General features: G+C 70.7%; 24 protein-coding genes. 15 read left to right on the top strand and 9 right to left on the bottom strand.

The window, feature by feature from the left end:
* The coding region (locus ACFOYY_RS24480; RefSeq protein WP_386192380.1) for a tetratricopeptide repeat protein at positions 1–380 on the top strand (380 nt) is incomplete at its 5' end.
* Positions 381–643: 263 nt separating this feature from the next.
* On the top strand, positions 644–2,053 hold the full coding sequence (locus ACFOYY_RS24475) for an FAD-dependent oxidoreductase (RefSeq protein WP_386192377.1): 1,410 nt from the start codon (positions 644–646) through the stop codon (positions 2,051–2,053).
* A 35-nt stretch (positions 2,054–2,088) separates the two neighbouring features.
* Here ACFOYY_RS24475 and ACFOYY_RS24470 read toward each other — a convergent pair whose 3' ends face one another.
* Positions 2,089–3,555: an MFS transporter gene (locus ACFOYY_RS24470; RefSeq protein ID WP_386192374.1), complete on the bottom strand. Its 1,467-nt coding sequence runs from the start codon at positions 3,553–3,555 to the stop codon at positions 2,089–2,091.
* Positions 3,556–3,620: 65 nt separating this feature from the next.
* Here ACFOYY_RS24470 and ACFOYY_RS24465 point away from each other — a divergent pair, with 65 nt between their 5' ends.
* The 4 genes from ACFOYY_RS24465 to ACFOYY_RS24450 all read left to right on the top strand — a co-directional run bounded on the left by ACFOYY_RS24465 (position 3,621) and on the right by ACFOYY_RS24450 (position 7,032).
* The gene (locus ACFOYY_RS24465; protein WP_386192371.1) at positions 3,621–4,610 is read left to right on the top strand and encodes a helix-turn-helix transcriptional regulator; all 990 of its coding nucleotides are present in this window, start codon (positions 3,621–3,623) and stop codon (positions 4,608–4,610) included.
* Between the two features lie 91 nt (positions 4,611–4,701).
* The gene (locus tag ACFOYY_RS24460) at positions 4,702–5,145 is read left to right on the top strand and encodes a nitroreductase family deazaflavin-dependent oxidoreductase (RefSeq protein ID WP_386192368.1); all 444 of its coding nucleotides are present in this window, start codon (positions 4,702–4,704) and stop codon (positions 5,143–5,145) included.
* Positions 5,146–5,249: 104 nt separating this feature from the next.
* A complete protein-coding gene (locus tag ACFOYY_RS24455; protein WP_386192365.1) occupies positions 5,250–6,725 on the top strand; it encodes an FG-GAP and VCBS repeat-containing protein in 1,476 nt (491 codons plus the stop codon).
* 61 nt (positions 6,726–6,786) lie between these two features.
* Positions 6,787–7,032 (top strand): twin-arginine translocase TatA/TatE family subunit, encoded by a 246-nt coding sequence (locus ACFOYY_RS24450; RefSeq protein WP_386192363.1) that lies wholly within the window; start codon positions 6,787–6,789, stop codon positions 7,030–7,032.
* A 2-nt stretch (positions 7,033–7,034) separates the two neighbouring features.
* Here the strand turns inward: ACFOYY_RS24450 and ACFOYY_RS24445 are convergent, their stop codons facing one another.
* The gene (locus ACFOYY_RS24445) at positions 7,035–7,733 is read right to left on the bottom strand and encodes a pentapeptide repeat-containing protein (RefSeq protein WP_352015474.1); all 699 of its coding nucleotides are present in this window, start codon (positions 7,731–7,733) and stop codon (positions 7,035–7,037) included.
* A gap of 151 nt (positions 7,734–7,884) precedes the next feature.
* Between ACFOYY_RS24445 and ACFOYY_RS24440 the strand changes: the two genes are divergently transcribed.
* The 3 genes from ACFOYY_RS24440 (at position 7,885) to ACFOYY_RS24430 (ending at position 11,813) form a co-directional block, all read left to right on the top strand.
* Entirely contained in the window at positions 7,885–8,694 is an 810-nt protein-coding gene (locus ACFOYY_RS24440; RefSeq protein ID WP_386192361.1) for an alpha/beta fold hydrolase, read from the top strand.
* 158 nt (positions 8,695–8,852) lie between these two features.
* Positions 8,853–10,082: a hypothetical protein gene (locus ACFOYY_RS24435; RefSeq protein WP_386192358.1), complete on the top strand. Its 1,230-nt coding sequence runs from the start codon at positions 8,853–8,855 to the stop codon at positions 10,080–10,082.
* A gap of 165 nt (positions 10,083–10,247) precedes the next feature.
* Entirely contained in the window at positions 10,248–11,813 is a 1,566-nt protein-coding gene (locus ACFOYY_RS24430; RefSeq protein ID WP_352015477.1) for a M28 family metallopeptidase, read from the top strand.
* Between the two features lie 100 nt (positions 11,814–11,913).
* Here the strand turns inward: ACFOYY_RS24430 and ACFOYY_RS24425 are convergent, their stop codons facing one another.
* Complete coding sequence (locus tag ACFOYY_RS24425) at positions 11,914–12,414, bottom strand: MarR family winged helix-turn-helix transcriptional regulator (RefSeq protein WP_352015478.1); 501 nt, start codon at positions 12,412–12,414, stop codon at positions 11,914–11,916.
* A gap of 133 nt (positions 12,415–12,547) precedes the next feature.
* Positions 12,548–13,687: an SGNH/GDSL hydrolase family protein gene (locus ACFOYY_RS24420; protein WP_386192354.1), complete on the bottom strand. Its 1,140-nt coding sequence runs from the start codon at positions 13,685–13,687 to the stop codon at positions 12,548–12,550.
* Between the two features lie 347 nt (positions 13,688–14,034).
* Between ACFOYY_RS24420 and ACFOYY_RS24415 the strand changes: the two genes are divergently transcribed.
* From ACFOYY_RS24415 to ACFOYY_RS24405, 3 genes are all read left to right on the top strand, one after another.
* Positions 14,035–14,874, top strand: coding sequence for an SAM-dependent methyltransferase (locus ACFOYY_RS24415; protein ID WP_362782838.1), 840 nt, complete (start codon positions 14,035–14,037; stop codon positions 14,872–14,874).
* Between the two features lie 104 nt (positions 14,875–14,978).
* On the top strand, positions 14,979–15,350 hold the full coding sequence (locus ACFOYY_RS24410) for a helix-turn-helix transcriptional regulator (protein ID WP_352015505.1): 372 nt from the start codon (positions 14,979–14,981) through the stop codon (positions 15,348–15,350).
* Positions 15,351–15,364: 14 nt separating this feature from the next.
* Positions 15,365–15,778 (top strand): VOC family protein, encoded by a 414-nt coding sequence (locus ACFOYY_RS24405; RefSeq protein ID WP_352015481.1) that lies wholly within the window; start codon positions 15,365–15,367, stop codon positions 15,776–15,778.
* Here the strand turns inward: ACFOYY_RS24405 and ACFOYY_RS24400 are convergent.
* Positions 15,775–16,311, bottom strand: coding sequence for a GNAT family N-acetyltransferase (locus tag ACFOYY_RS24400; protein WP_386192351.1), 537 nt, complete (start codon positions 16,309–16,311; stop codon positions 15,775–15,777). The two genes, ACFOYY_RS24405 and ACFOYY_RS24400, sit on opposite strands and share 4 nt — an antisense overlap.
* A 91-nt stretch (positions 16,312–16,402) precedes the next feature.
* Between ACFOYY_RS24400 and ACFOYY_RS24395 the strand changes: the two genes are divergently transcribed.
* A complete protein-coding gene (locus tag ACFOYY_RS24395) occupies positions 16,403–17,299 on the top strand; it encodes a DUF4429 domain-containing protein (RefSeq protein ID WP_352015483.1) in 897 nt (298 codons plus the stop codon).
* 4 nt (positions 17,300–17,303) lie between these two features.
* On the opposite strand, the gene ACFOYY_RS24390 is transcribed toward ACFOYY_RS24395, so the two are convergent.
* Together ACFOYY_RS24390 and ACFOYY_RS24385 are read right to left on the bottom strand one after the other, a co-directional pair.
* On the bottom strand, positions 17,304–17,705 hold the full coding sequence (locus ACFOYY_RS24390; protein WP_352015484.1) for a YchJ family protein: 402 nt from the start codon (positions 17,703–17,705) through the stop codon (positions 17,304–17,306).
* A 34-nt stretch (positions 17,706–17,739) separates the two neighbouring features.
* Entirely contained in the window at positions 17,740–18,675 is a 936-nt protein-coding gene (locus ACFOYY_RS24385; RefSeq protein ID WP_386192347.1) for a LysR family transcriptional regulator, read from the bottom strand.
* Positions 18,676–18,822: 147 nt separating this feature from the next.
* Here ACFOYY_RS24385 and ACFOYY_RS24380 point away from each other — a divergent pair, with 147 nt between their 5' ends.
* On the top strand, positions 18,823–20,289 hold the full coding sequence (locus tag ACFOYY_RS24380; RefSeq protein WP_386192345.1) for an MFS transporter: 1,467 nt from the start codon (positions 18,823–18,825) through the stop codon (positions 20,287–20,289).
* Positions 20,286–20,879 (top strand): cysteine hydrolase family protein, encoded by a 594-nt coding sequence (locus ACFOYY_RS24375; RefSeq protein WP_386192342.1) that lies wholly within the window; start codon positions 20,286–20,288, stop codon positions 20,877–20,879. Before ACFOYY_RS24380 ends, ACFOYY_RS24375 begins: the two co-directional genes overlap by 4 nt.
* 338 nt (positions 20,880–21,217) lie before the next feature.
* Here ACFOYY_RS24375 and cas2e read toward each other — a convergent pair whose 3' ends face one another.
* Positions 21,218–21,571 (bottom strand): type I-E CRISPR-associated endoribonuclease Cas2e, encoded by a 354-nt coding sequence (gene cas2e, locus ACFOYY_RS24370; RefSeq protein WP_362782825.1) that lies wholly within the window; start codon positions 21,569–21,571, stop codon positions 21,218–21,220.
* The gene (cas1e, locus tag ACFOYY_RS24365) at positions 21,568–22,521 is read right to left on the bottom strand and encodes a type I-E CRISPR-associated endonuclease Cas1e (protein WP_386192339.1); all 954 of its coding nucleotides are present in this window, start codon (positions 22,519–22,521) and stop codon (positions 21,568–21,570) included. Before cas1e ends, cas2e begins: the two co-directional genes overlap by 4 nt.
* Position 22,522: the final 1 nt, after the last annotated feature.

Here is a 22,522-nt window from a genome sequence, read left to right as displayed (position 1 = left end):
AAGCCACCGCCATCCGCCGGGAACTGGCCCGGACACACCCCGACGCCCACCTGCCCAACCTCGCCACGAGCCTGAACAACCTGTCGGTCCGCCTGGGAGATCTGGAGCGGCGTGCGGAGAGCCTGGCCGCCATCGAAGAAGCCACCGCCATCCGCCGGAAGCTGGCCCGGACACACCCCGACGCCCACCTACCCGACCTCGCCACGAGCCTGAACAACCTGTCGGTCCGCCTGGGAGATCTGGAGCGGCGTGCGGAAGGCCTGACCGCCATCGAAGAAGCTGTCGCGATTCGCCGGGACCTGGCCAAGGTCCGGCCCGCGTTGTACCAGGCCGCACTGGAGCAGTCCCTAGCTGTCATGGAGTGGTTGCTCGGAACGTAGCGGCAGTGATCACCGGCCCGCCGCAAGCGATCAAGCACACGCGTTCGCTCAGGTCAGCTGCCGCCTTCCTGGCCATCGCCGCACTCACCCGCAATCTGCGCGCCCGGGGTTGAGTGGCACCACCTTCACACATCTCCTGATTAGACACACCTCTAATTTGACATGCCTCTAAGTGTTCGGGCATCCTGCCGACGAGGCTACTTAGACAGGCTTCAAAGCAGTGCGGACCGGTACGGCCCGTGCGAACGATGAGGAGAGGCACCATGAGTGGATGCTGCGGTCCCACCACCGTCGAGTTGGAGCCCGGCCGCCAGGCCGTACGGCTCGATGACCTGCCCGTCGTGGTCATCGGCGCGGGGCCGGTCGGGCTGGCCGCGGCGGCTCACCTGGCCGAGCGGGGCCTCGACTTCGTGGTGCTTGAGGCGGGCGAGCGGGTGTGCGCGTCGGTGGCCCGGTGGGGTCACGTCCGGGTGTTCAGCCCGTGGAAGTACGACATCGATTCGGCCGCGCGCCGTCTGCTGGAGGCCAGCGGCTGGAGCGCCCCCGACCCGGAGTGGCTGCCGACCGGGGCTGAGCTGATCGAGGACTACCTGGCGCCGCTGGCCGCGTTGTTCGGTGACCGGGTCCGCACCGGCGCGAAGGTGACGGCGATCAGCAGGCTCGGCTACGACCGGGTCCGCACCGCCGGTCGTGAGCGGGCGCCGTTCCTGGTCCGCCTGGCCGACGGCGGCGAACTGCACGCCCGCGCCGTCGTCGACGCCTCCGGCACCTACGTCACCCCGAACGTGCTCGGCGCCTCCGGCCTGCCCGCGCACGGCGAGGCCGACGCGGCCGACCTGGTCGACCACGCGCTGCCCGACGTGCTCGGCGCCGACCGCGACCGCTACGCCGGTAAGCATGTCCTGGTCGTCGGCGCCGGTCACTCGGCCGCCACCACGCTGCTCGCCCTCGCCCAGCTGGAGGACACCCCGATCACCTGGGCCATCCGGGCGGGCGACGCCGTCCGCGCGTACGGCGGCGGCGAGGCGGACGCGCTGCCCGCCCGGGGAGCGCTCGGCACCCGCCTGCACGCCCACGTCGAAAGCGGCCGCATCCGCCTGGTGACCGGTTTCTTCACCCACGCCGTCGAACGCGACGGCGAGCGGGTGCGGGTGATCAGCCGTGACCCGTCCGGCCACGAGCGGAGCGTCACGGTGGACCGGATCGTCAGCGCGACCGGTTACCGCCCCGACCACACCATCGCCGGTGAGCTGCGCCTCGACCTGGACCCGGTCCTGGGCTCCACCCGGGCCCTCGCGCCGCTGATCGACCCGAACGCGCACTCCTGCGGCACGGTGCCCCCGCACGGCGCCGACGAGTTGGCCCACCCGGAGGACGGCTACTACGCCGTGGGGGTCAAGAGCTACGGCCGCGCCCCGACCTTCCTGCTGGCCACCGGCTACGAGCAGGCCCGCTCGGTGGTCGCGGCGCTGGCCGGCGACTGGCAGGCCGCCCGGGACGTCCAACTCGACCTGCCCGAGACCGGCGTGTGCTCCTCCGGCCTGGCCGAGGCCCAGGAACAGCGGGTCGGCCTGGCCACCGGGATCAGCGGCGGCCTGCTGTCCACCCCGCTTCCCCTCGCCACCGTGAGCGCGACCGCCGGAGCCTCCCAGGGCGGCGGCTGCTGCGGCTGACCCGACCGTCCCCCGCCGTGGATGGCGTGGGGTTCCTACTCGGCGTGCTCGACCGTGGTTTTCGGGAGGGCGAGCATCACGAGTGCCGTGACCAGGTAGAGCGCGGCGGAGACGATCAGGACGACGCCGAGCGCGTGGCCGTACTCGGGCAACCCCGGTGCTCCGGTGGCCGAACCGGTGACGGAGGTGAAGAAGACCGTGCCGAGTACGGCGATGCCGACGGCGCCGCCGATCTGGTTGACGGTGGACAGCACCCCGCCCGCGGCGCCCGCGTCGCGGCCGGGGACGCCCGCGAGGACGACGTTGACGAGAATGGGCGCGGCGAGACCGAGCCCGAGGCCACCGATGAGGAGCGCGAGGGCGAGCAGCCAGTACCCGGGATCGTCGCCGTCCCTGACGAAGGACCACAGGACGAGCTGGGAGGCCGCGACGGTGAGCGAGCCGGTGACCAGGAGCGTTCTGCCCGCCCTGGCGGCGAGGGCGACGCCGAGGCCGGAGGTGACGATCGAGCCGAGCGCGTACGGAAGGATCACCAGGCCGGTCTCCCACGCGGTTCGGCCGGTTCCGTTCTGGAGGTAGACCGAGAGGGTGAGGAAGTACGACCCGATGCCGCCGAAGAAGAGCACCGAAGCGGCCAGACCGACCGTGAAGGCGCGGATTCGCAGCAGAGCCGGGTCGAAGACGGGTTCGTCTCCGCGTCCGGTGAGGCGGCGCTCGTGGACGAGGAAGATCACGAGCACGATGGTTCCGGCCGCCAGGAGGGCGTAGCTGACCCAGGTCCATCCCCATGCCTCGGTCTGGACGATCGGCAGCAGCAGGAGAAGGATGCCCGTGGCCGCCAGGAGCGCGCCGGGGAGGTCCAGCCGGGCGGTCGAGGCGGAGCGGGACTCCGGCAGGACCTTCGCGCCGACGACGAGCGCCAGGATCGAGACGGGCACGTTGATCCAGAAGATCGTGCGCCAGCCCAGGCCGAACAGGTCGGCGTCGACGAGCAGCCCGCCCAGCAGCGGGCCGGCGACCGAGGCGAGGCCCTGGACCGCCCCGTAGGCGCCGAACGCCTTGGCACGCTCAGCCGGGGCGAACGACGCCCGGATGATCCCGAACACCTGCGGGACCATGATCCCGGCGGTCAGTCCCTGCCCGGCCCGCATGCCGATGAGCGTCCCCGGATCGGCGGCCAGCGCGCACAGCGCCGAGGTGACCATGAACCCGGCCAGTCCGATCATGAACAGCCGCCTGCGGCCGTACCGGTCACCGAGCCGTCCACCGGTGATCAGGCCCGCGCCCAGGGCGAGGGCGTAGGCGGCGATCGTCCACTGGATCTGGGCGTCGCCGGCACCCAGGTCCTCGGCGATCGCCGGGGCCGCGACGGTGACGATCGTCGCGTCGAGAAGGTCCATGAAGGAACCGAAGAGCACCACCAACAGCGCGGCGCCGGAGACGGGTGCCGGAGCGGCCCCAATGGTGCGGACGCCCTTTCGGGGGCTCGGGGAATGGGTCATGTCGACCACCGTCGTCGGCGTAGTTGCCATCGAGTGGCCGCTATCGGGGGGAGAATCGAAGAATCATGGCCACCACCTCCGCGCGGGCGCTCAAGCTGCTGTCGATCTTCGGGATCGGCGCGACCCTGACCGCCGAGGAGCTCGCCGCCCGGCTCGGGGCGTCGGTGAGAACCGTACGTCGCGACATCGAAACGCTCCGGGACCTCGGGTACGAGATCGAGGCCGTCCGCGGAGCGGGTGGCGGGTATCGGCTCGGGCACGCCACCCGCCTGCCACCGGTCGTCTTCGACGAGGACCAGGCCGTCGCCGTGGCCGTCGCGCTCCAGACCGTGCCGACGGTCCTGTCCGGCATCCGCGAGAACGCGGCCCGTGCGCTCGCCACGTTGCACCAGGCGATGCCCGCGCGCAGCCGCCTGCACGCGGAGGCGTTCACCGTCTCCTCGGCTCGCAACTACTGGGAGTTCCCCGCGCCACCGATCGACGCCGAGATCGTCCGCGCCGTCGGCAGCGCGATCAACCGGCGGCACCTCGTCCGCGTGGACTACACCGGCGACGGCGAACCCGTCACGCTCACGCTGGAGCCGCACGACCTCGTGGTCTGGGCCGCACGCTGGTACCTGGTCGCCTTCGACCCGGACGCCGACCGATGGCGCGCGATGCGCGTGGACCGCTTCACGCCGCACACGCCCACGCACACCCCCTTCGTCCGGCGTGACATCCCGCACGGCGATCCCGTCGCCTTCGTCATGACCGCGCACGACCGTGGGGACGCCGCCGCCGAATGGCAGTGCCGTGGCTCGGCCGTCCTCGCCCTGCCCGCCTCGACCGTCGCCAGGTTCGCCCCCGGTGGATCGACGGTCGAGTACGACACCGAGAACACGTGCCGGCTCACCCTCGGCGCGTGGTCATGGCCGGGGCTGGCGGGGCTGCTCCTCACCTTCGACGCCGACATCACGGACATCGAACCGGCCGAGCTCCGGCAGGCCCTGCACTCCCTGCGCGCCCGGATCGGCAGAGGGCTCGAACCCGCCGCCCCGCCTCGGCCGGGGCGGTGACGTCGCGGGGCGGGGTACTCGAAACGGGCCGCCCGCGATGCGACAGTTGGACCGCGCGGCATCATCCGTAGGCGACGACAGGGTGGCCATCATGCCTCTTGAGGGCGAGTACGGGCCGAGTCCGGCTCAGTGGATACGCGAACAGGTCGAGCTGTACGAGAGTTCGGACGGCACGCGGGGGACGACGCTCTGGGACACGGGGCTGCCCGTCGTCATCCTCACGACGCGCGGAGTGCGGAGCGGCAAGCTTCGTAAGATCCCGCTGATGCGCGTGGAGCACGAGGGGCGGTACGCGGCCGTGGCCTCCAAGGGTGGCTTCCCGCGCCATCCGGACTGGTACTTCAACGTCAGGTCCGACCCACGCGTGGAACTCCGGGACGGCGCCGTACGCCAGGACATGACGGCCCGTGAGGTCACCGGGGACGAGCGGGCCGAGTGGTGGGAGCGCGCGGTCGCCGCGTACCCGGCATACGCGGAGTACCAGGAGAAGACAGACCGGGTGATCCCCGTCTTCGTGCTGGAACCGGGTACCTGACACCGGGAGGGCGCGTCCCGTTTTCCCAGGTCGGCATGTTCCCTACGTGAGCCGGACACGCGGATTTCACGCGCTCGTGGTCCTGGCCGGGGACCGTTCGACCTATGAGCGCCCTCCTCGCCTCCGCTCTGCTCACCTCCCTCCTCTCCCCCGCCGGCGCCGTCACGAGCCCTCCCGCCAACGCCGTCACGAGCCCTTCCACGGACGCCGTCACGGGCGCCGCCGGGGAGTGCTCCGGGGTCGCCTCCGACTTCGACGCCGACGGCCGTCCCGACACCGTGGTCGCCGCGCCGTACGCCACGGTCGGCGGGGTTTTCCGCGCCGGTGAGGTGACCGTCAGGTACGGCACCGGCAGGACCGAACGGCTGTCCCAGGGGAGCCGGGGCGCGCCCGGCGCCGCGGAGACCGGTGACTCGTTCGGCTCGGCCGTCGCGGCCGGTGACTTCGACGGGGACGGATGCGCCGACCTCGCCGTGGGGGCGTCGGAGGAGTTCCTCGACGCCAGGAGGCCCGGGGAGGACGGTGACGGGGTGGTGCACCTGTTCCACGGCTCGCCCCGGGGGCTGCGCCCGGGGAAGGCGCTGGACGTCACGGGGTTCGGGCGGCGCGCGGCGGGTGACCGGTTCGGCGCCGCGCTCGCGGTCGGGCAGCTCGACGGCGACAGGGCCGACGAACTGGTCATCGGGGTCCCCGGACTCGGTGTCGGGGGCGGGATCGGCGTCTACGGCGTCAAGGGGCACCGGCCGTACACGCTCACCAAGGAGACCCCGTGGATCGCCCAGGACGCGTTGAGCACCGACGAGTTCGGGGCGACGGTGGCGGCCGGTGACTTCGACGGCGACGGCCGTGACGAGGTGGCGGTCGGCGCGCCGGGGGACGGCGGGCAGCGTTCGGGGGCCGGTTCGGTGACGATCCTGGACCTGGCCGCGCGGCAGGCGGGGGCCTACACCCAGGAGAGCCCGAACGTGAAGGGCTCGGCGGAGAAGTGGGACCACTTCGGGGCCGCCCTCGCCGTGGGGGACTTCGACGCCGACGGCCGCGACGACCTGGCGATCGGTGTGCCGGGCGAGGATCTCGACGCGAACGTGCGCGCCCTGGACTACGGCGCGGGCGCGGTCCACGTGCTGTACGGCTCACGCCGGGGGCTGAGCGCGCTCGGCAGCGAGATGTGGACCCAGAACACCCGGGGCGTCGTGGGCAGGGCCCGCTACGCCGACCGGTTCGGCACCGCGCTCGCGGCCGGTGACTTCAACGGGGACGGGGACGACGACCTGGCGATCGGCGTTCCCGGCGAGAGCGCGGTCCAGGTCCTGGCGGGGACCCGCTCCGGCGGGCTGACCAGGCACCACAACGTCCTCATCCCGCGTGGACGCGACGGTTTCGGCGCCTCCCTGGCCCCGGTCAGGCGGGCGGACGGCTCCCCCGACGATCTCCTCGTGGGCTCCCCCGACCACGGCACGGTGGTCCTCATCGGCGGCGCCGTACGCAAGGGCTCGTATCCGGGGCTGTCCGCCCGGCGGCTGCGCCCGCACGGGTCCGGTCCCGCCGGGTCGCTGTACGGCTACGCCCTCCTGCCGTGAGAGCACTCGGGGGCGTGCGTACGATCGAAGGCGAAGCACCCGTTTCCAGTAAGGATGTGTCATGGCTGGTCTGGGAACCGGCGAGATCCTCATCATCGCCCTCGTCCTGGTGGTCCTCTTCGGATCGAGGAAGCTGCCCGACATGGCCAGGTCCGTCGGCCGGTCGCTGCGCGTGTTCAAGGCGGAGACCGCCAGGCCGCACGCGGACGACGAGTCCCGGCCCGTCCCGGCCGCCTCGCTTGAGGAGCAGGCGCGCCTGCTTGAGGAGCAGGCCGCCCGCCTGCGCGCCCAGGCCTCGAAGGCCTAGGGTCACAGGACCGTCAACCCCCGGTCGGTGAGGATGGCCGCCGCCTGCCCCGAGGTGATGACGGCCCCGGCGAGGGAGCGCAGGTCGCGGTCGTCGGGCTGACCGAGGTCGGTTCCCCGCAGGTCGGTCCTGGTGAACGTGGTGTTCACCAGCCGTGCCCTGATGATCCGGCAGTCGGTGAGGACGGCGTCGGTGAAGTCGCAGCCGGACAGGTTGGCCTCGTCGAACCGTACGCCCTCGATCTCCTGCTTCCTGAAGGAGCAGCCGGACACGTCGGCCAGGGTGAGGTTGGAGCGCGAAAGGGTGAACGGGGTCCCCCGGGTCCCGGTGAGGGTCGCGCCGATCATCCGGCAGCCGGTGAAGCTCACGTCGGTCAGCAGGGCGTTGCCGAACCGGGCGCTCGACAGGTCGGCGTTGACGAAGACCGCGTCGGTCAGCTCCGCGTTGAGGAACCTGAGGTCGGCCCCTCCCCCGCCGTCGAACCTGGCGCCGTCGAGGTCGGCGCCCCGGAAGTCGGCGCCGTCGAGCGCGCACCGGTCGAACACACACCCCACGAGGACGGCCTCGCTCAGGTCGGCCCGCCGCAGGTCACAGTTGACGAACCTGTACGGCTCGGCCGCCAGCACGTCGGTCAGCGCCATCTCCGAGAGGTCCAGCCCCTCCACGTCCCGCTGGGTCGCGAGCAACTCCGTGACGTCCATGCGTAGACATCCAACCAGAGCCTCAGCCGACCCTTGACGAGATCGCCAGAGCAAAAAGAGAGCACTGCTCTTGACTTCCACTCCGCAAGAGGGCACGATTGACCCATCGAGAGCGCCGCTCTCGAAAACAACGAGTGCTCACGGAGGAGACATGGAAACCCGGTTCCTGCAGGTCGACGGTGGCCGGATCGCCTACGACGTCGAGGGTGACGGCCCGCTGGTGGTCATGATCCCCGGCATGCTCGACAGCCGTGAGTCCTACCGGTTCCTGCGCCCGCTGCTCGTGCGGGCCGGATACCGCGTGGCGACCATGGACATCCGCGGCTGCGGGGAGTCCTCGGCCGAGTGGGCCGATTACTCCTACGAGGCCCAGGGCCGCGACATCGCCGCCCTGGTCGGGCACCTGGACGCCGGGCCCGCCGTACTGGTCGGCAACTCCTACTCCGCAGGGTCCATCATGTGCGCCGCCGCCGAGACCCCCGCCCTGGTCGCCGGGGTGGTGCCGATCGCGAGCTTCGTCCCCAACCTGCCGACGGGGCCGGTCAAGAGGGCGCTGCTGGCGCTGGTCGGCAAGGCCCTCGTGGCCTTCCCCTCGGTCTGGGGCGCCTACCTCAGGTCCGCCTACCCCAGCGCGCCGCCCGCCGACTTCGCCGGCTACCGCGCCCGGTCGGTCGCCGCCCTGCGCACCCGCAGGAACGCCACCCGCGCCTACGTCTCCGCGCCCCCGATGAGCGAGGCCTGGCTTGACCGGGTCACCTGCCCGGCGCTGGTCGTCATGGGCACCGCCGACCCCGACTTCGCCGACCCCGTGGCCGTCGCCGAACTCCAGGCGGCCAGGATGAACGCCCCGCTCACGCTGGTCGAGGGGGCGGGCCACTACCCGCACGCCGAGTTCCCCGAGGTGCTCGCCGGCTCCCTGCTGCCCTTCCTCGCCCGGGTGCACGCCCGGGTCGCCGTGTGACCCGGGGACGCCGAAACCACGGATACCGGACTGCCGGAATTCCCACGAAGTGCAGTAATAGAATGAAATGACCGAAATCTCGTCCTATTTCTCTCCAGACAGGAACCTTTCCCACCGTTCACGCGTCTGTTATCGCGGGGAGAGACGATAGGAGACAAATGCCCGAAAAGCCGGGGTTGCTGACACGTGTCATCGCGGGATTCAAGGGTGAGGTGCCCGCGACCACCCTGGAGGCGTTACAGAAGGCCGGGATAGGCGTCTACCAGGTACTCGACGAGGTCGAGGTCCTGCGCAGGGGCATGGCGGTCGAGGGAGTCGACCCGTGGAGCGCCTCCGAGGCGGTCGCCGCGCAGCAGCTGTACTCGTGGAACGCGTTCGTGCTGCAGACCCTCGGCGACAAGATGATCGAGGCGGACTACCGCGCCGACGCCAAGACGGTCGGCTACCTGCCACAGGTCACCGCCGAGCAGGTGTGGGCCTTCTTCGGCCAGGTCGAGGGATGGCTCTCGCTGGCCCGCCAGGCCGCGGCCAACCCCGGATTCAAGATCGCCGACCCGCGTGAGCTGCCCGCCGACCTGCCCGGCTGGGTCGAGGTCCAGCCCTGCCCGCGCGCCCACCTGGAGGCGATGATCGCCGCCGCCGCCGCGATCAAGGAGCACGCGGAGCTGGCGCTCGGCCTGCTCGAACAGGCGGGCGTCCCCGACGAACGGCTCGCCGACCGCGACCGGCTGCGGCAGGTCGCCGCGCGGGCCGCGACCGCCGCGGACTACGCGATCAACATGTACTCCCCCAACGCGGACACGCAACTGCACGAGCTGATCGAGGAACGGCTGCGCGGCGCCCTGGAGACCTACCACCACCTGGGACAACTGGTGGCGATGCCCACCCTGCTCAGGACGTACGGCCAGAGCGGCGCTCCCACGGCCCCGACCTCGACCGCTTCCGCGCCCCCGCAGCAGCAGCGCAGGAAGCTGCCGCGTCCCGGCCAGCCCGGCTTCGACCCGTGGTGCCTGACCGACCCCAAGACGCTGAACCGGTGGACGAAGGACGCGCGCGCCCGCGAGTCGATCACCGAGCTGTGGCGGCACGACCCCAACCCGGCCCAGACGTTGCGTTTCCAGGAGGACATCAACGACGGGATCGAGCGCGGCGACGTCTCGGTGCTGAGCCAGCACTACTACTGCTGCCCGTGGGCGCCGATCTACCGGGCGAACAAGCCGATCCTGGTCGGCGACCGGCGGCTGCAGGCGGGGCAGGAGTTCACCTACGAGGCCTCCGCAGAGGAGATCTTGGAGACCGGGCGGTTCGTCAGGAAGATCATCAATGGTCCGTTCACCACGACGAACCAGGTCGACTACTGCAACCCCGGCGACTTCCACGACGACTGACGGACCTTCGGACCTGCGGGGAAAAGCCGCGTTCGCCTTTCAGAAAAAAAGACTCTTTCCCAAATGCCGTCAGACGGTTAGGTTTCCATTCAGTGTCACGTCGCGATTCTCACCGGTGACACGTCAGGAGATTTCTCCGTAATTCTGAGCAGTGGAGGAGTCCAGATGCGCACAAATCTGCGCAGAAACGCGATCCGGCTCGTCGCCGTGGCTTCGGCTTTCGGCCTGCCTCTCGCATTGGTCCCACCGGCCCAGGCCGATCCCGGGGTGAGCGCCGTACAGAGTCAGCTGGTCAAATCTGTGACGGCGCCCCTGGTCAAGAACCACCTGCGGGCGCTGCAGAACATCGCGAACGCCAACAACGGGACCCGCGCCGCGGGGACGAAGGGGCACGACGCCTCCGCCGAGTACGTCGCGGCGAAGCTGCGCAAGGCCGGTTGGCGTGTCACGCTCCAACCGTTCGAGTTCGGCTACTTCACGGAGAACTCGGCCGCGACACTGGCCCAGATCTCCCCCGACCCCAGGACGTACACCCCGACCGAGCCGGGCAGCTCCACCCTCGGTGACTTCTCGACCATGACCTACTCCGCCTCCGGCGACGTCACCGGGACCGTGCAGGCCGTGGACCTGACGCTGCCGCCGTCCCCGGCCCCCAGCTCAACCTCGGGCTGTGAGGCGTCGGACTTCGCCGGATTCACCAGGGGCAACGTCGCGCTGGTCCAGCGCGGCACCTGCGACTTCGAGGTCAAGGCGCGCAACGCCCTGGCCGCGGGCGCCTCGGCGGTCATCATCTTCAACGAGGGTCAGCCCGGCCGTACCAACACCGTTCTGGGACGGCTCGCCGGCCCCGGTGTGACCATCCCCGTGCTGGGGGCGAGCTTCGCCGTCGGCGAGGACCTGGCCTCCCCCGCCGGCACGGTCGTGCACATCAAGACCGACACCACCAGCGAGAACCGCCTCACCCACAACGTGATCGCCGACTCGCGCTGGGGCGACCCGAACAAGGTCGTCATGATCGGCTCGCACCTCGACTCGGTCGTCGACGGCCCCGGTATCAACGACAACGGCTCGGGCAGCGCGGCCGACCTCACCGTCGCCGAGGCGCTCGGCAGGATCCCCACGACCAACAGGCTCCGCTTCGCCTGGTGGAGCGCGGAGGAGCTCGGCCTGCTCGGCTCCCAGTACTACGTCGACAACCTGCCCGCCGACCAGCGCGCGAAGGTCAAGCTGTACCTCAACTTCGACATGGTCGCCTCCCCCAACTACGCGCTGAAGATCTACGACGGTGACGACTCCGACCAGACGGGCTCGCCCGCCGGTCCCGCCGGTTCCGCCGAGATCGAGAAGCTCTTCGAGAAGTACTTCGACACCCTGCGCCAGCCCCACAACGGCACCGACTTCGACGGCCGCTCCGACTACGGACCGTTCATCGAGGTCGGCATCCCCTCCGGTGGCCTGTTCACCGGCGCCGAGGGCATCAAGACGGCCGAGGAGGCCGCGCTGTTCGGCGGCGTCGCGGGCCAGCCGTACGACGGGTGCTACCACCAGGCCTGTGACACCATCGCCAACATCAGCGACAAGGCCCTCGCGCTGAACACCGGCGCGATCGCCACCGCCGCCGTGGTGTACGGCTTCAGCAGGAACCTGCCCGGTTCCGGGGCTCCGGCCGCGGCCGCCCCCCAGAAGAAGTCCCTGGCCGCCGTGGCCGCCGACGGTCGCGTCAGCGGCTGACGACGGGCACGCCCCCGGCGAGACTCCTGACGGCCCCCGGTCACCCGACCGGGGGCCGTCCCGCGTCACGGCCCGGACCGGCCGCACCCGCTTCGCCGTCTCACTCGACCGAGACGTCCCCCAGGGACTCCAGCAGCACGCGGAGCGTCCCGGCGAGCCGTTCACGATCGTCGAGGTCCAGTGCGGCCAGCAGCCGTGCCTCGTTGGCCACGTGCAGCCCGACCAGTTCCTCGACGATCTCCCATCCCCTGGGCGTGAGCCGTACGGGCACCAGGCGGCGGTCCCTGACGTCCCTGACCCGCTCGACCAGGCCCCTGGCCTCAAGCCTGTCGATCCTGTTGGTGATCGCCCCCGAGGTGACCATCGCCGCCCGCAGCAACGCCACCGCCGTCAACTCGTACGGCGGGCCCGCCCTGCGCAGCGTGGCCAGCACGTCGAACTCCCAGTGCTCAAGCCCGTGTGCGGCGAAGAACTCCTTCAGCTCGCGCTCGAACAGCCGGGAAAGGCGCGAAATCCGGCCGACGATCCCCATCGGCCACACGTCAAGGGTCGGCCGTTCCCGCTCCCACTGGGCCAGCAACGCGTCCACCGCGTCACCCATCGCACCTCCCGGCCAGAGCGCCACGGCCCATGTCTTCCCGTCGGCAAGGGTAGCGGCGACGGGCCGTACCGGTGCGCGCCACCGGATCACATCGTGACAGGTCGTGCCGGAGGGGCCGGGAGGCGGCCTGAGGCTAGAGCTTGAGCAGGCCGAGGTCCACGGTCTCGGCCATCGCCTGGGCGCCCGCGTCGTTGAGGTGCGTGTGGTCGCCGCTGTCGAACTCGGCGCGCAGGTGGTCGGGCCGCTCCGGATCCTGCACGGCCGCCGCCACGTCGAACACCCCGTCGAAGACGTCCGTGCCGCGGATCCACTCGTTGACCGTCCGCCGGATCTCCCGCACCTCGGGCGAGTCCAGCCCGGGGTAGGTCGAGTCGGCGAACGGGCCGATGGTCGCCACGAGGATCCGCAGGCCCGCCTCGTGGCTCCTGCGGGCCAGTTCGGTGAACCCGGCGACGAGTTCCCCGGCCGTCACGGGCGGCTGCCCCCACATGCCGGGCAGACCCAGGTCGTTGATGCCGAAGTTGACCAGCACGTGGCTCACACCCGGCACCTGGAGCACGTCGCGCTCGAAGCGGGCCAAGGCGTGTTCGCCGATCCCGTCGGCCAGCAGGCGGTTGCCCGCGATGCCCTGGTTGACCACCCAGCCCCGTTCCAGCCGCCGGTTCAGCAGGTTCGGGGAGCGCCGGTTGGCCCCCGTGGTCGTGCCGACCCCCTCGAACCAGGAGTCACCGAAGGCGACGGCGACCGTGGTGCCCTCGGGGGCGAGCACGTCGACCCCGGTGACGTAGAAACGCGCGCCGACCTCCCGCGCGCCGGCAAGCGTCGTCGCCGAGACGGCGTCGCCCTCGACCACGTAACCGGTCTCGGCGGGCTGGTGGGAGAAGGTGGCCAGGCCCGTCTTCTCGGGGAGGTACAGGCTCAGCACCAGGTCGGTTCCCGCCTCGACCGCCAGCTCGACCGGGTCGCTCACGACCTCGCCGCCCGCCGGGACCGTCGTGCCGTCCCGCCCGTCGAAGCGGAGCCCGGTGTCGGTCTCGGGGTCGATCTCCCCGCCCCGCCCACCGGCGGGCCGTACGGCGACGCGGGCGGCGGCGACGCTGAGCGGGTCGGTGCCGTACCGGTTGCTGAGCCGTACGCGCAGGGTGGTTCCCCCGCCGTCGAGGTGGAGGATCTGCCGCAGGGTCATGCCCGTGAAGGAGAGCGGCTGGTTGAACGAGAACTGCGAGGGGTCGATCACCGCGGACCTGAAGGCCGCCACCCATGTCGTGGTCACAGTCGTCCCAACCCATGGTCAAACAGCCATATTCCATCCAGGAGGCCGTGCGTCGCCGAGCCCTGGAAAGGTGAATTGATTTCCGTCCGGCATTCGCCCGTCAGGTGAATTCCGACGCCCCCGGATTTACCGGAGACCCGCCCCCGGCGGGGTATTCGAACTGATCTGCGACAAGCCGGAGCCCCGTCCCCGCCGGGGATGGCGGGCGAGATGAACCCTTCCCTACAGGCATGAAATGTTCTCATCCCGCAATCTCCTCTCCGCCCCCTTTGCGTGAAGTCGGCATATGATCGACAGGCTCTATAGCTATATGACTCGATGTCGAGCCAAAGACCGGAGGATCATCCTTGTCGGGAAACTTGGACTGGTCCAGACTCACGCCTGACAGCGCGAAGCCTGTCGACCTGCGCACCAACCAGCCGCACTCCGCCCGGGTCTACGACTACATGCTGGGGGGCAAGGACAACTTCGCGGCCGACCGCAAGGTCGCCGAGGAGGTCATGGCCCTGTCGCCCTACCTGCGGACATCCGTACGGGCGAACCGGAACTTCATGATCCGCGTCGCCCGCCACCTCGCCTCGGACCTGGGCATCACCCAGTTCCTGGACATCGGCACCGGGTTGCCGACCTCGCCGAACCTCCACGAGGTCGTGCAGCAGGTCAACCCCGACGCCCGGATCGTCTACATCGACAACGACCCCATCGTGCTGCAGCACGCCCGCGCCCTCCTCGTCGGCACCCCGACCGGCAGGACCACCTACATCGACGCCGACATCCACGACCCGCAGGGCATCCTCAACGCGGCCGAGACCCAGGACACCCTCGACCTGAGCAAGCCCGTCGCCCTCTGCCTGATCGCCATCCTGCACTTCATCCCCGACGAGAACGAGGCGCACGAGATCGTCAGGCAGCTCATGCGGCCCCTGCCGTCCGGCAGCGCCCTGGCCCTGTCGACCATCGCGATCGACGCCGCCCCCGAGCGCGTCACGTCGGCGGTCAAGGCCTTCAACGACCGCGGCATCGCCTCCAAGACCCGCACCAGGGCCGAGGTCGACCTCTTCTTCGAGGGCCTGGACATCGTGCCCCCCGGCCTCGTCCCCGTGCACCACTGGCACCCCGACGACGAGGCGCGCTCCCTCAGGGACGACGAGGTCTCGATGTACGGCGGCATCGGCGTCAAACGCTGAGCCCCCGGTCGCCCCGCCCTCCCCGGGTGGGGCGGCCCGTGTCGTGGCATGCTGGCCGGGTGACACCCGAGGACCTCGCCCACCTGCGCCGGGCCCGTGACCTCATGGACCGTGAGTACGCCCGCCCTCTCGACGTTCCCGCGCTCGCCCGCGCCGCGTTCATGTCGCCCGGCCACTTCTCCCGCAGCTTCAAGGCCGCCTACGGCGAGACGCCGTACAACTACCTCATGACGCGCCGCATCGAGCGGGCCAAGGCGCTGCTGCGCCGGGGCGACCTGTCGGTGACCGAGGTCTGCGTCGAGGTCGGCTGTACCTCCCTCGGCTCGTTCAGCTCGCGCTTCACCGAACTGGTCGGCGAGAGCCCCAGCGCCTACCGGGCACGCGACCACAGCGGGAACGCCGCCATGCCCGGCTGCTACGCCAGGATCATCACCCGGCCGAGCAGAATCCGAGAAGCCCCCGTTGAGGACGCCTGAGTACGGTTTCCCCCATGGCACTCATGCTCTCCCACGTCTTTCTCGAAGTCCGCGACCAGGACGAGGCCCTCGCCTTCTACCGGGACGTTCTCGGCCTGGAGGTCAAGTCCGACGTCGTGATCGAGGGGTACCGCTGGCTCACCCTCACCACCCCCTCCCAGCCCGACGTCGAGATCGTCCTGAACCAGGTCGGCACGGTCTACCCGACCGACCGCGAGCAGCTCGAAGCCCTGCTGGCCAAGGGGGTGCTGAACGGCGTCTTCTTCAAGGCCGACGACGTCGACGCCACCTTCGAGAAGATCCGCGTGTCCGGGGTCGAGGTGCTCCAGGAGCCCATCGACCAGCCGTACGGCGTCCGCGACTGTGCCTTCCGCGACCCCTCCGGCAACATGATCCGTTTCTCCGGACCGCAGCTTCGCCGGTCCTAGGGTTCCGGCTTCCACTCCTGGGCCAGGAGACCGAGCAGCACCTGGTCCAGGAACTCGCCCATCACCCAGGCCGAGGAGCGCAGCACGCCCTCGCGGACGAAGCCGTTGCGCTCGGCCGAGCGCAACATCGCGGCGTTGTCCGCCAGCGTCTCGATCTGCAGCCGTTGCAGGCCGCGCACGACGAACCCGTAGTGACACAGCACCGCGACCACGTCGGTGCCGTAACCCCTGCCCCGGGAGGACGGCAGCAGCCCGAGCCCGACGTGCGCGGACCGGTTGTGGGTGTCGATGCCCCACAGCACCGCGGAGCCGGCCAGCACGCCGCCGTCCAGCTCCACCACGGAGAAATGGACGTTCTGCTGGTTGGTGTCGTCCACCACGAACTGTGAGTCCTTCGAGCCGGGCGTGATCGGCCGCCACGGATGGCCCATGGCCCGCGAGGTGTTGACCACGTCTCCGTGGAGTTCGGCCTCCAGGACCGGAATGTCGTCCTCGTGCCGAGCCCTGAGCCCTACCTTGCTTCCCCTTAGCATGCGAGTTTCCTACCCGACCAGCCCAATATGCGGCAAACCAATAAAAGTGATCGATTTCGGGTGGCCATCCGCAGGGCACTAGGCTGGCCGCATGGCGGAGATCTTCGTCCCGGACGGGTCGTGGACATTCGACGGCGAGACCCTGAGGATCGTCCCGGGTGGCGACAAGAACATCCATGAGCTGCGCAAACTCGTCGGCGAGCTGACCATACCGCTCGCCGCGATCAGCAGCGTCTCCTTCGAGCCCGCACGCAAGGGCGGCAACCTGCAGCTCCGGCTGCGGCCGGGCACCGACCCGCTCACCGACGTCGCCGCCGGACGGCTCACCGACCCCGCCGACCCCTACCGGCTGTCGATCCCCAAGGACCGCACCGGGGCCGCGGGCTACTTCGCCGACGAGGTGCGCGCCTACCTGGAGGTCGGACGGACCCCGGAGGCGCTTCCCGAGGGGTTCCTGCTGCCCGGGCCCGCCGTACCGATCTCCGCGACCGCGGGTGACGGCACGGTGAACTTCGACGGCCACACCGTCTGGCTCGACTGGACCGGCTTCGCCAAGACGGCCAAGCAGTCCGCCGGGTCCCGGATGTTCCCGCTGCGGGAGGTGACCGGCGTCGAATGGGCCCCGCAGTCGGGCATCGGCTACGGACGACTCCGCTTCCACCTCAGCGGCGTCCCCTCGGGGAAGTCCCCGGAGGAGGACCCCAACTGCATCTCGTGGGGGGTGCAGCGCTACGGCGGCTCGACCGTCCTGGTCGCCGCAGCCGTGCTCGCCCGGCTGCCACGCCGTACGGCCGTCGCGCCCACGCCGGCCCTCGACCCGAAGGACGAGCGGGAGAAGCTGGTGCGCCGGGTGGCCGAGCTGGAGAACCACGACGCCATCCTGCGCCGCCTGGGCGAACTCGGCGAGCTGCGCCGTTCCGGCGTGCTCACCGAGGACGAGTTCACCTACGCCAAACAGGCCCTGCTGGCCCGCCTCAACGAGGAGTGACCCCTCAGAGCGCTCCGAGGTAGACCCAGGCGCCGCCGTGCCTGACGAACCGGCTGTTCTCCTCCATCTCCCCCGGCACGCCCCGCTCCAGATAGTGGGCGCGGAAGCGCACCGTCCCCTCGGTGTGCACGGCGCTGCCGCCGGTGGTCTCCAGGATCTCCAGGCGCACCCAGCGCGTCCCGCCGCCGAGGTCGAGATGCCCGGGACGGGTGCTCGGGTGCCAGGTGCGCAGCAGGTAACCGGCGTCCCCCACGCTGAAGGCGCTGAACCGGGAGCGCATCAGCGCCTCCGCCGTGCTCGCCGCCGCCTCCCCCCGGTGCAGCGGACCACAGTGGTCGCGGTACGGCACGGCCGCCCCGCAGGGACACGAGGTGGCGGAGGGGCGAAGCTGGGTGCGACGTGACATTCCCTCATTGTGCCTGGCCGATTCCGCGTGTGGTTCAGCGCCGGATCGTCCAGTCCGGCACCCAGGTTCCGGCGGCTTCGTGACCGGCCGCCGTGGCGGCGAGATACGCGCGGAGGGTCGCCAGCGCGGGGTGGGGGTTGTCACGGCGCCACAGGAGCGAGTGCGGGTAGACGGGCGTGGGATCGGTCACCGGGATGCGGCGAAGACCGTGGTCGGCGGGCCAGACGAGGCGGGTCCGCTCGCTCATGAAGGTGGCCAGAGCCGGGGTGTCGGCGACGGTGTCGATGAGCACGTCGGAGCCGAAGTTCGGGCCGGTCGCCTCGATGGTGAGGCCGAACTCGGCGACGAGGTCGTCGTAGTAGGCGCCCCACTCGGTACCGGGGACGATGCCGGGCATCCAGATCCGGTGCCCGACGAGCTGGGCCATGGTCACCGAACGGGCGCCCGCCAGCGCGTGGGCGGGGCCGGTGAGAAGCTGGAGCGGCTCGTCGAGCACCCGGACGGACTCGACGTCCTCGGGAAGGGGTCGGCCGGGCATGGCGACGGCGCGGAAGGACGCGTCGATCACGCCGGACCTGATCGCCGCGACGGCCTGCTCGATGTCGAACAGCATCACCACGTCGAGTTCGATCTCGGGATGAGCCTGGTGGAAGCCGCGCATCAGGCCCGACGTCGCACCCCGTGAGGCGATCACGTCGACGCGCAGCGGACGGCCGCCGGGACGCACGGACGCGACCGCGCGTTCGGCGACCCTGAGCAGCTCCCGCGCGTGGGGCAGGAACGCCTGCCCGTCGATGGTGAGCTCGGCACCACGCGGCGTGCGGGTGAACAGCCGAACGCCGAGGTCGCGCTCCAGCGTGGCGACGCGCTTGGAGACGGCCTGCTGGGTGACCGCGAGCTCTGCCGCGGCCTCCTGGAACCGCCCCGCCTCCGCAGCGGCGACAAAGGTCCGGACGGCTTCTAGATCCATGCCGACACCCTAGTGACACAACCATCGGTTGTGGCCTGATGGCCTTCCGGTTGTTTGATCGCAGGGTGTGACTCTCGCTTTGATACTCCCGATCGCCGAACGGTTGTGCGACGGCGACCTGAGAGACGGGCGGCGGTTCGGATGGCCTTGAGAGACAGACACCGGCTGGGACGGTCGTTCGGATGGCTCTGGGGGGCGTACGGCACCAGCGCGCTCGGCACCTGGCTCGCCTTCGGCGCGTTCCCGCTGATCGCCGTCCAGGTGTTGCACGCCGGACCCGCCGAGGTCGCGGCGCTGTCCTCCGTGGGGGCGGCGGTCGGCGCGGCCGTGGCGGTGCCGCTCGGCCCATGGGTCGAGTTCCGCCGCAAACGGCCGGTGCTGATCGGGATGGACCTGGCGCGGTTCGCGGCGCTGCTGACGATCCCCGCCGCGTTCGTGCTCGGCGTGCTCACCTTCGTCCAGCTCCTGCTGGTCTCGGTCGTCGTCGCGGCGGCCGACATCACCTTCCGCGCCGCCTCCGGTGCCTACCTGAAGACGCTGCTGCCCGCCGAGGACCTGCTCGTCGCCAACGCCCGGTTCGAGTCCACGACCTGGACGACCACGATCGTCGGCCCCCCGCTCGGCGGTGCCGCGATCGGCCTCCTCGGCCCGGTGGCGACGGTACTGGCCGACGCGATCAGCTACCTCCTCTCAGCCCTGGGCATCCACCTCTCAACCCCGAGCCGCCTGTCCTTCCTGAGCAGTCGTTCCTCCACCATGGACCGCCGCCTTGACACCCCAGACGACCGCCCCTCCGCTTCGGGTGACCGTACGACGGACGGTCGGGAGCCACGGCCCGGACGCCGGGAGGTCTCACGGGCCGGGGACCTGCTCGACGGCTGGCGGTACATCCTCGCCGACCCGGCGCTGCGGCCGCTGTTCCTCAACACCGCCCTGTTCAACGGCCTGGTGATGGCCGCCGACGCGCTGCTGGCCGTCCTGATGCTCGGCCAGCTCGGGTTCACCCCGTGGCAGTACGGCCTCGCCTTCGCCGTACCCGCGATCGGCGGGCTGGTCGGCTCGCGACTGGCCCGGCCCCTCGTCACCCGGTTCGGGCAGCACCGCGTCCTGGTGGTGGCCGGGACACTACGCGCGCTCTGGCCCGTCGGGCTCGTCCTCCTCGGGCCGGGCACCGGAGGACTGCTGCTGGTGATGGGCGTCGAACTCGGGCTCATCCTCTGCTGCGGGGTCTTCAACCCCGTCTACGCCACCTACCGCCTCGAACGCACCGCGAATGACCGGATCACCCGCACGCTGTCCGCCTGGGCGGTGACGACCAAGGCCTCGACGGCGCTCCTGACGGCGATCTGGGGCGTACTCGGCAGCCTGCTCGGCCCGCGCACGGCCATCGGCCTGGCCGGCGCGCTCCTGCTGGTGACCCCCCTGTTCCTTCCCCGACGCCCCGCGGCACCCCGCACCGAACCGCTCCCGTCGCTCACCGAAACGCCCACAGAAACACCTGCCGCAGCCCCCACCCGAACGCCCGTCGAAGGCCCCGCCGGATCGCCCCCCGAAGCCCCCGCCCAAGCGTCCACCGAAACGCCCGTCGAAGCCCCCGCCCAGGAGAGAAGATGACCGACACGACCCCGACGCTGGACCCCAGGACCACCGCGCTGCTCGTCATGGACTACCAGCGGGGAATCCTGGACGCGCTCCCCGACCCCCAGCCGCTGCTGTCACGGACGGCCGACGCCATCGCCGACATGCGGGCGTACGGCGCCGCCGTCGCCTACGTGCGGGTCGGGTTCACCGAGGCCGACTGGGCGGCGATCCCGCCGGCCAACAAACCCTTCTCCTTCCTCGGACGGCAACGCCTCATGCACCACGCGGACGCCGCGACGGACATCCACCCCCGGCTCGCTCCCGAGCCCGGCGACATCGTCGTCCGCAAGACCCGCTTCGGCGCGCTGTCCACGACGGACCTGGACCGGCGGCTGCGGGATCGCGGAGTCACCACCCTGGTCATCGCGGGCGTCACCACCGGCGGCGTCGTGCTGTCCACCGTCACCGACGCCGCCGACCGCGACTACCGGCTCCACATCCTCTCCGACTGCGTCGCCGACCCGGACCCACAGGTTCACCGGACCCTGATGACCGGCGTCTTCCCGAGGGTGGCCCACATCATCGACACCGCGGAACTCCGCTCACTCCTGCACACGAAGTGACCGTCCCCTTCCCGGAAAGCCTTTCCCCAGGACCCTTTTCCCAAGGCGCTTCGCTCCGAGGCGTCCCTGCTCGGGCAGAGGGCCAGGGAACCATCCCTGCATGCGCGGGGAGCGCCCGTCGGAATCGCTGAGCGCGAACCTACCGTGGGGACCATCCCCGCGTGCGCGGGGAGCACAGCAGCCATGTGCCGACATTCGCGAACGCCGTGGGACCATCCCCGCGTGCGCGGGGAGCACCCTCGGTGACCTGCGGGTTCATGGCGGGGCGGGACGGATTTTTATTACTTTCGTTGAGTCGGACATTTCAGACATCCCCAGACCCCGATCGACAACCACCGTCACCGTCCATAGCGACGACGTTTGGAGGCCTTGCTCCAGCCCTTCGGGGCCTCCGTGGTGGCCGAGGTGATCGCGGGTCGTTCCTTGGGGCGGCGGATCAGGACGAGTCCCTCGTAATCGATCGGGTGCCACTTGTGGTCGTACGTCGCGAAGGCGAAGCCCTGCTCGGGACCATCCCCGCGTGCGCGGGGAGCACGGCCGGTGTCCACGTACTGCGCCACCTCGGCCCACAGCGCCTCCCGAACCCTGGTCGAGGGTCTCCCGATGAAGACACCCGGGGAGATCTCCATCAGCCAGCGGGTCAGGAATCCCCGAAGGCCGGCGGGACAACGGGTGAGCACGATGACGGTCACCAGGGCACTCCGTCATCGTGGTTGTAGCCTGCCTCCACCTCGACCCCGTCGTCACTCTGGAGCATCACCTGGTCCATGTCGTCCTCGACGGGGACCTCCTGCGCCTCGCCCAGCAGTACGAGGTGTTTGATGTCGTTCACGCAGCGCCGCAGCAGGCCGAGTCTGTTGACCTCGTCCCGGATCGCCCGCCGGGTACGGGGGCCGATGTCCTCCTCGCTCTCGGCCACCACATCGAACGCGACGGGAATGGCGATCTCCGTCTTGTAGAGGTCGGCGATGTCCAGCACGAACGCCAACTCGTGCCCCGAGTGGACGAAGCCGAGCCCCGGGGCACAGCCGAGGGCGGAGACGGCGGTCTGGGCGATGCCGTACATGCACTGGGCGGCGGCGGTGACGGCGCGGTTGATGGGGTCGCCGGAGTCGAAGTCTCCGGGGACGTAGACCCGGCCGTTCCAGGAGACCCCGGTCCGGCCGGACTCCCTGCGGTAACAGTCCTTGACCCTGCGTCCTTCCCTGCCGAGGAGCTCCTGCCGGGTGAGACCGGCCGGGTCCTCCTTCGGGAAGCGCATGCGGTACATCTCGCGGGCGACGTCGAGTCGAGTACGGCGGTTGGCCCACCTGGCCGTCTGCGCCTCGACCAGGTTGGAGGAGCGGTTCAGCGATCGGCCGCCCGCGTAGAAGCGCACTCCCTGCTCCCCGACCCACGCGACACCCGCGCCGCTGTCGCCCAGCACGCTCATCGCCTGGTGCGTGACGCGTACCCCGGGGCCGAGCAGGAGCGTCCCGATCGTCGCGGACGGGATGTGGGTGACGCCCTCGGCGTCCTCCGCGGTGAGGGCGTTGTCCTCACGGTGCAGAACGCATCGTTCGAGGTAGACGAACGACAGCCGGTCGCCCATCCGGGTGAGTTCACGCGGCGAGGAAGCGCCGCGTCTGCCGACCGTGGTCACG

Origin of the sequence: Streptosporangium jomthongense (assembly GCF_042650425.1) — a bacterium.
Classification (GTDB): Bacteria; Actinomycetota; Actinomycetes; order Streptosporangiales; family Streptosporangiaceae; genus Streptosporangium.
This window is presented reverse-complemented; position numbering and strand designations above follow the sequence as displayed.

What these genes read in the sequence shown, in the direction of transcription:
- ACFOYY_RS24430 (WP_352015477.1), top strand. Translation starts at nt 10,248, where the DNA reads ATGCGCACAAATCTGCGCAGAAACGCGATCCGGCTCGTCGCCGTGGCT.
- ACFOYY_RS24410 (WP_352015505.1), top strand. Translation starts at nt 14,979, where the DNA reads ATGGACCGTGAGTACGCCCGCCCTCTCGACGTTCCCGCGCTCGCCCGC.
- ACFOYY_RS24425 (WP_352015478.1), bottom strand. Translation starts at nt 12,414, where the DNA reads ATGGGTGACGCGGTGGACGCGTTGCTGGCCCAGTGGGAGCGGGAACGG.
- ACFOYY_RS24460 (WP_386192368.1), top strand. Translation starts at nt 4,702, where the DNA reads ATGCCTCTTGAGGGCGAGTACGGGCCGAGTCCGGCTCAGTGGATACGC.
- ACFOYY_RS24450 (WP_386192363.1), top strand. Translation starts at nt 6,787, where the DNA reads ATGGCTGGTCTGGGAACCGGCGAGATCCTCATCATCGCCCTCGTCCTG.
- ACFOYY_RS24455 (WP_386192365.1), top strand. Translation starts at nt 5,250, where the DNA reads ATGAGCGCCCTCCTCGCCTCCGCTCTGCTCACCTCCCTCCTCTCCCCC.
- ACFOYY_RS24440 (WP_386192361.1), top strand. Translation starts at nt 7,885, where the DNA reads ATGGAAACCCGGTTCCTGCAGGTCGACGGTGGCCGGATCGCCTACGAC.
- ACFOYY_RS24385 (WP_386192347.1), bottom strand. Translation starts at nt 18,675, where the DNA reads ATGGATCTAGAAGCCGTCCGGACCTTTGTCGCCGCTGCGGAGGCGGGG.
- ACFOYY_RS24470 (WP_386192374.1), bottom strand. Translation starts at nt 3,555, where the DNA reads ATGACCCATTCCCCGAGCCCCCGAAAGGGCGTCCGCACCATTGGGGCC.
- ACFOYY_RS24475 (WP_386192377.1), top strand. Translation starts at nt 644, where the DNA reads ATGAGTGGATGCTGCGGTCCCACCACCGTCGAGTTGGAGCCCGGCCGC.
- ACFOYY_RS24390 (WP_352015484.1), bottom strand. Translation starts at nt 17,705, where the DNA reads ATGTCACGTCGCACCCAGCTTCGCCCCTCCGCCACCTCGTGTCCCTGC.
- ACFOYY_RS24435 (WP_386192358.1), top strand. Translation starts at nt 8,853, where the DNA reads ATGCCCGAAAAGCCGGGGTTGCTGACACGTGTCATCGCGGGATTCAAG.
- ACFOYY_RS24405 (WP_352015481.1), top strand. Translation starts at nt 15,365, where the DNA reads ATGGCACTCATGCTCTCCCACGTCTTTCTCGAAGTCCGCGACCAGGAC.
- ACFOYY_RS24445 (WP_352015474.1), bottom strand. Translation starts at nt 7,733, where the DNA reads ATGGACGTCACGGAGTTGCTCGCGACCCAGCGGGACGTGGAGGGGCTG.
- ACFOYY_RS24375 (WP_386192342.1), top strand. Translation starts at nt 20,286, where the DNA reads ATGACCGACACGACCCCGACGCTGGACCCCAGGACCACCGCGCTGCTC.
- ACFOYY_RS24465 (WP_386192371.1), top strand. Translation starts at nt 3,621, where the DNA reads ATGGCCACCACCTCCGCGCGGGCGCTCAAGCTGCTGTCGATCTTCGGG.
- ACFOYY_RS24400 (WP_386192351.1), bottom strand. Translation starts at nt 16,311, where the DNA reads ATGCTAAGGGGAAGCAAGGTAGGGCTCAGGGCTCGGCACGAGGACGAC.
- ACFOYY_RS24395 (WP_352015483.1), top strand. Translation starts at nt 16,403, where the DNA reads ATGGCGGAGATCTTCGTCCCGGACGGGTCGTGGACATTCGACGGCGAG.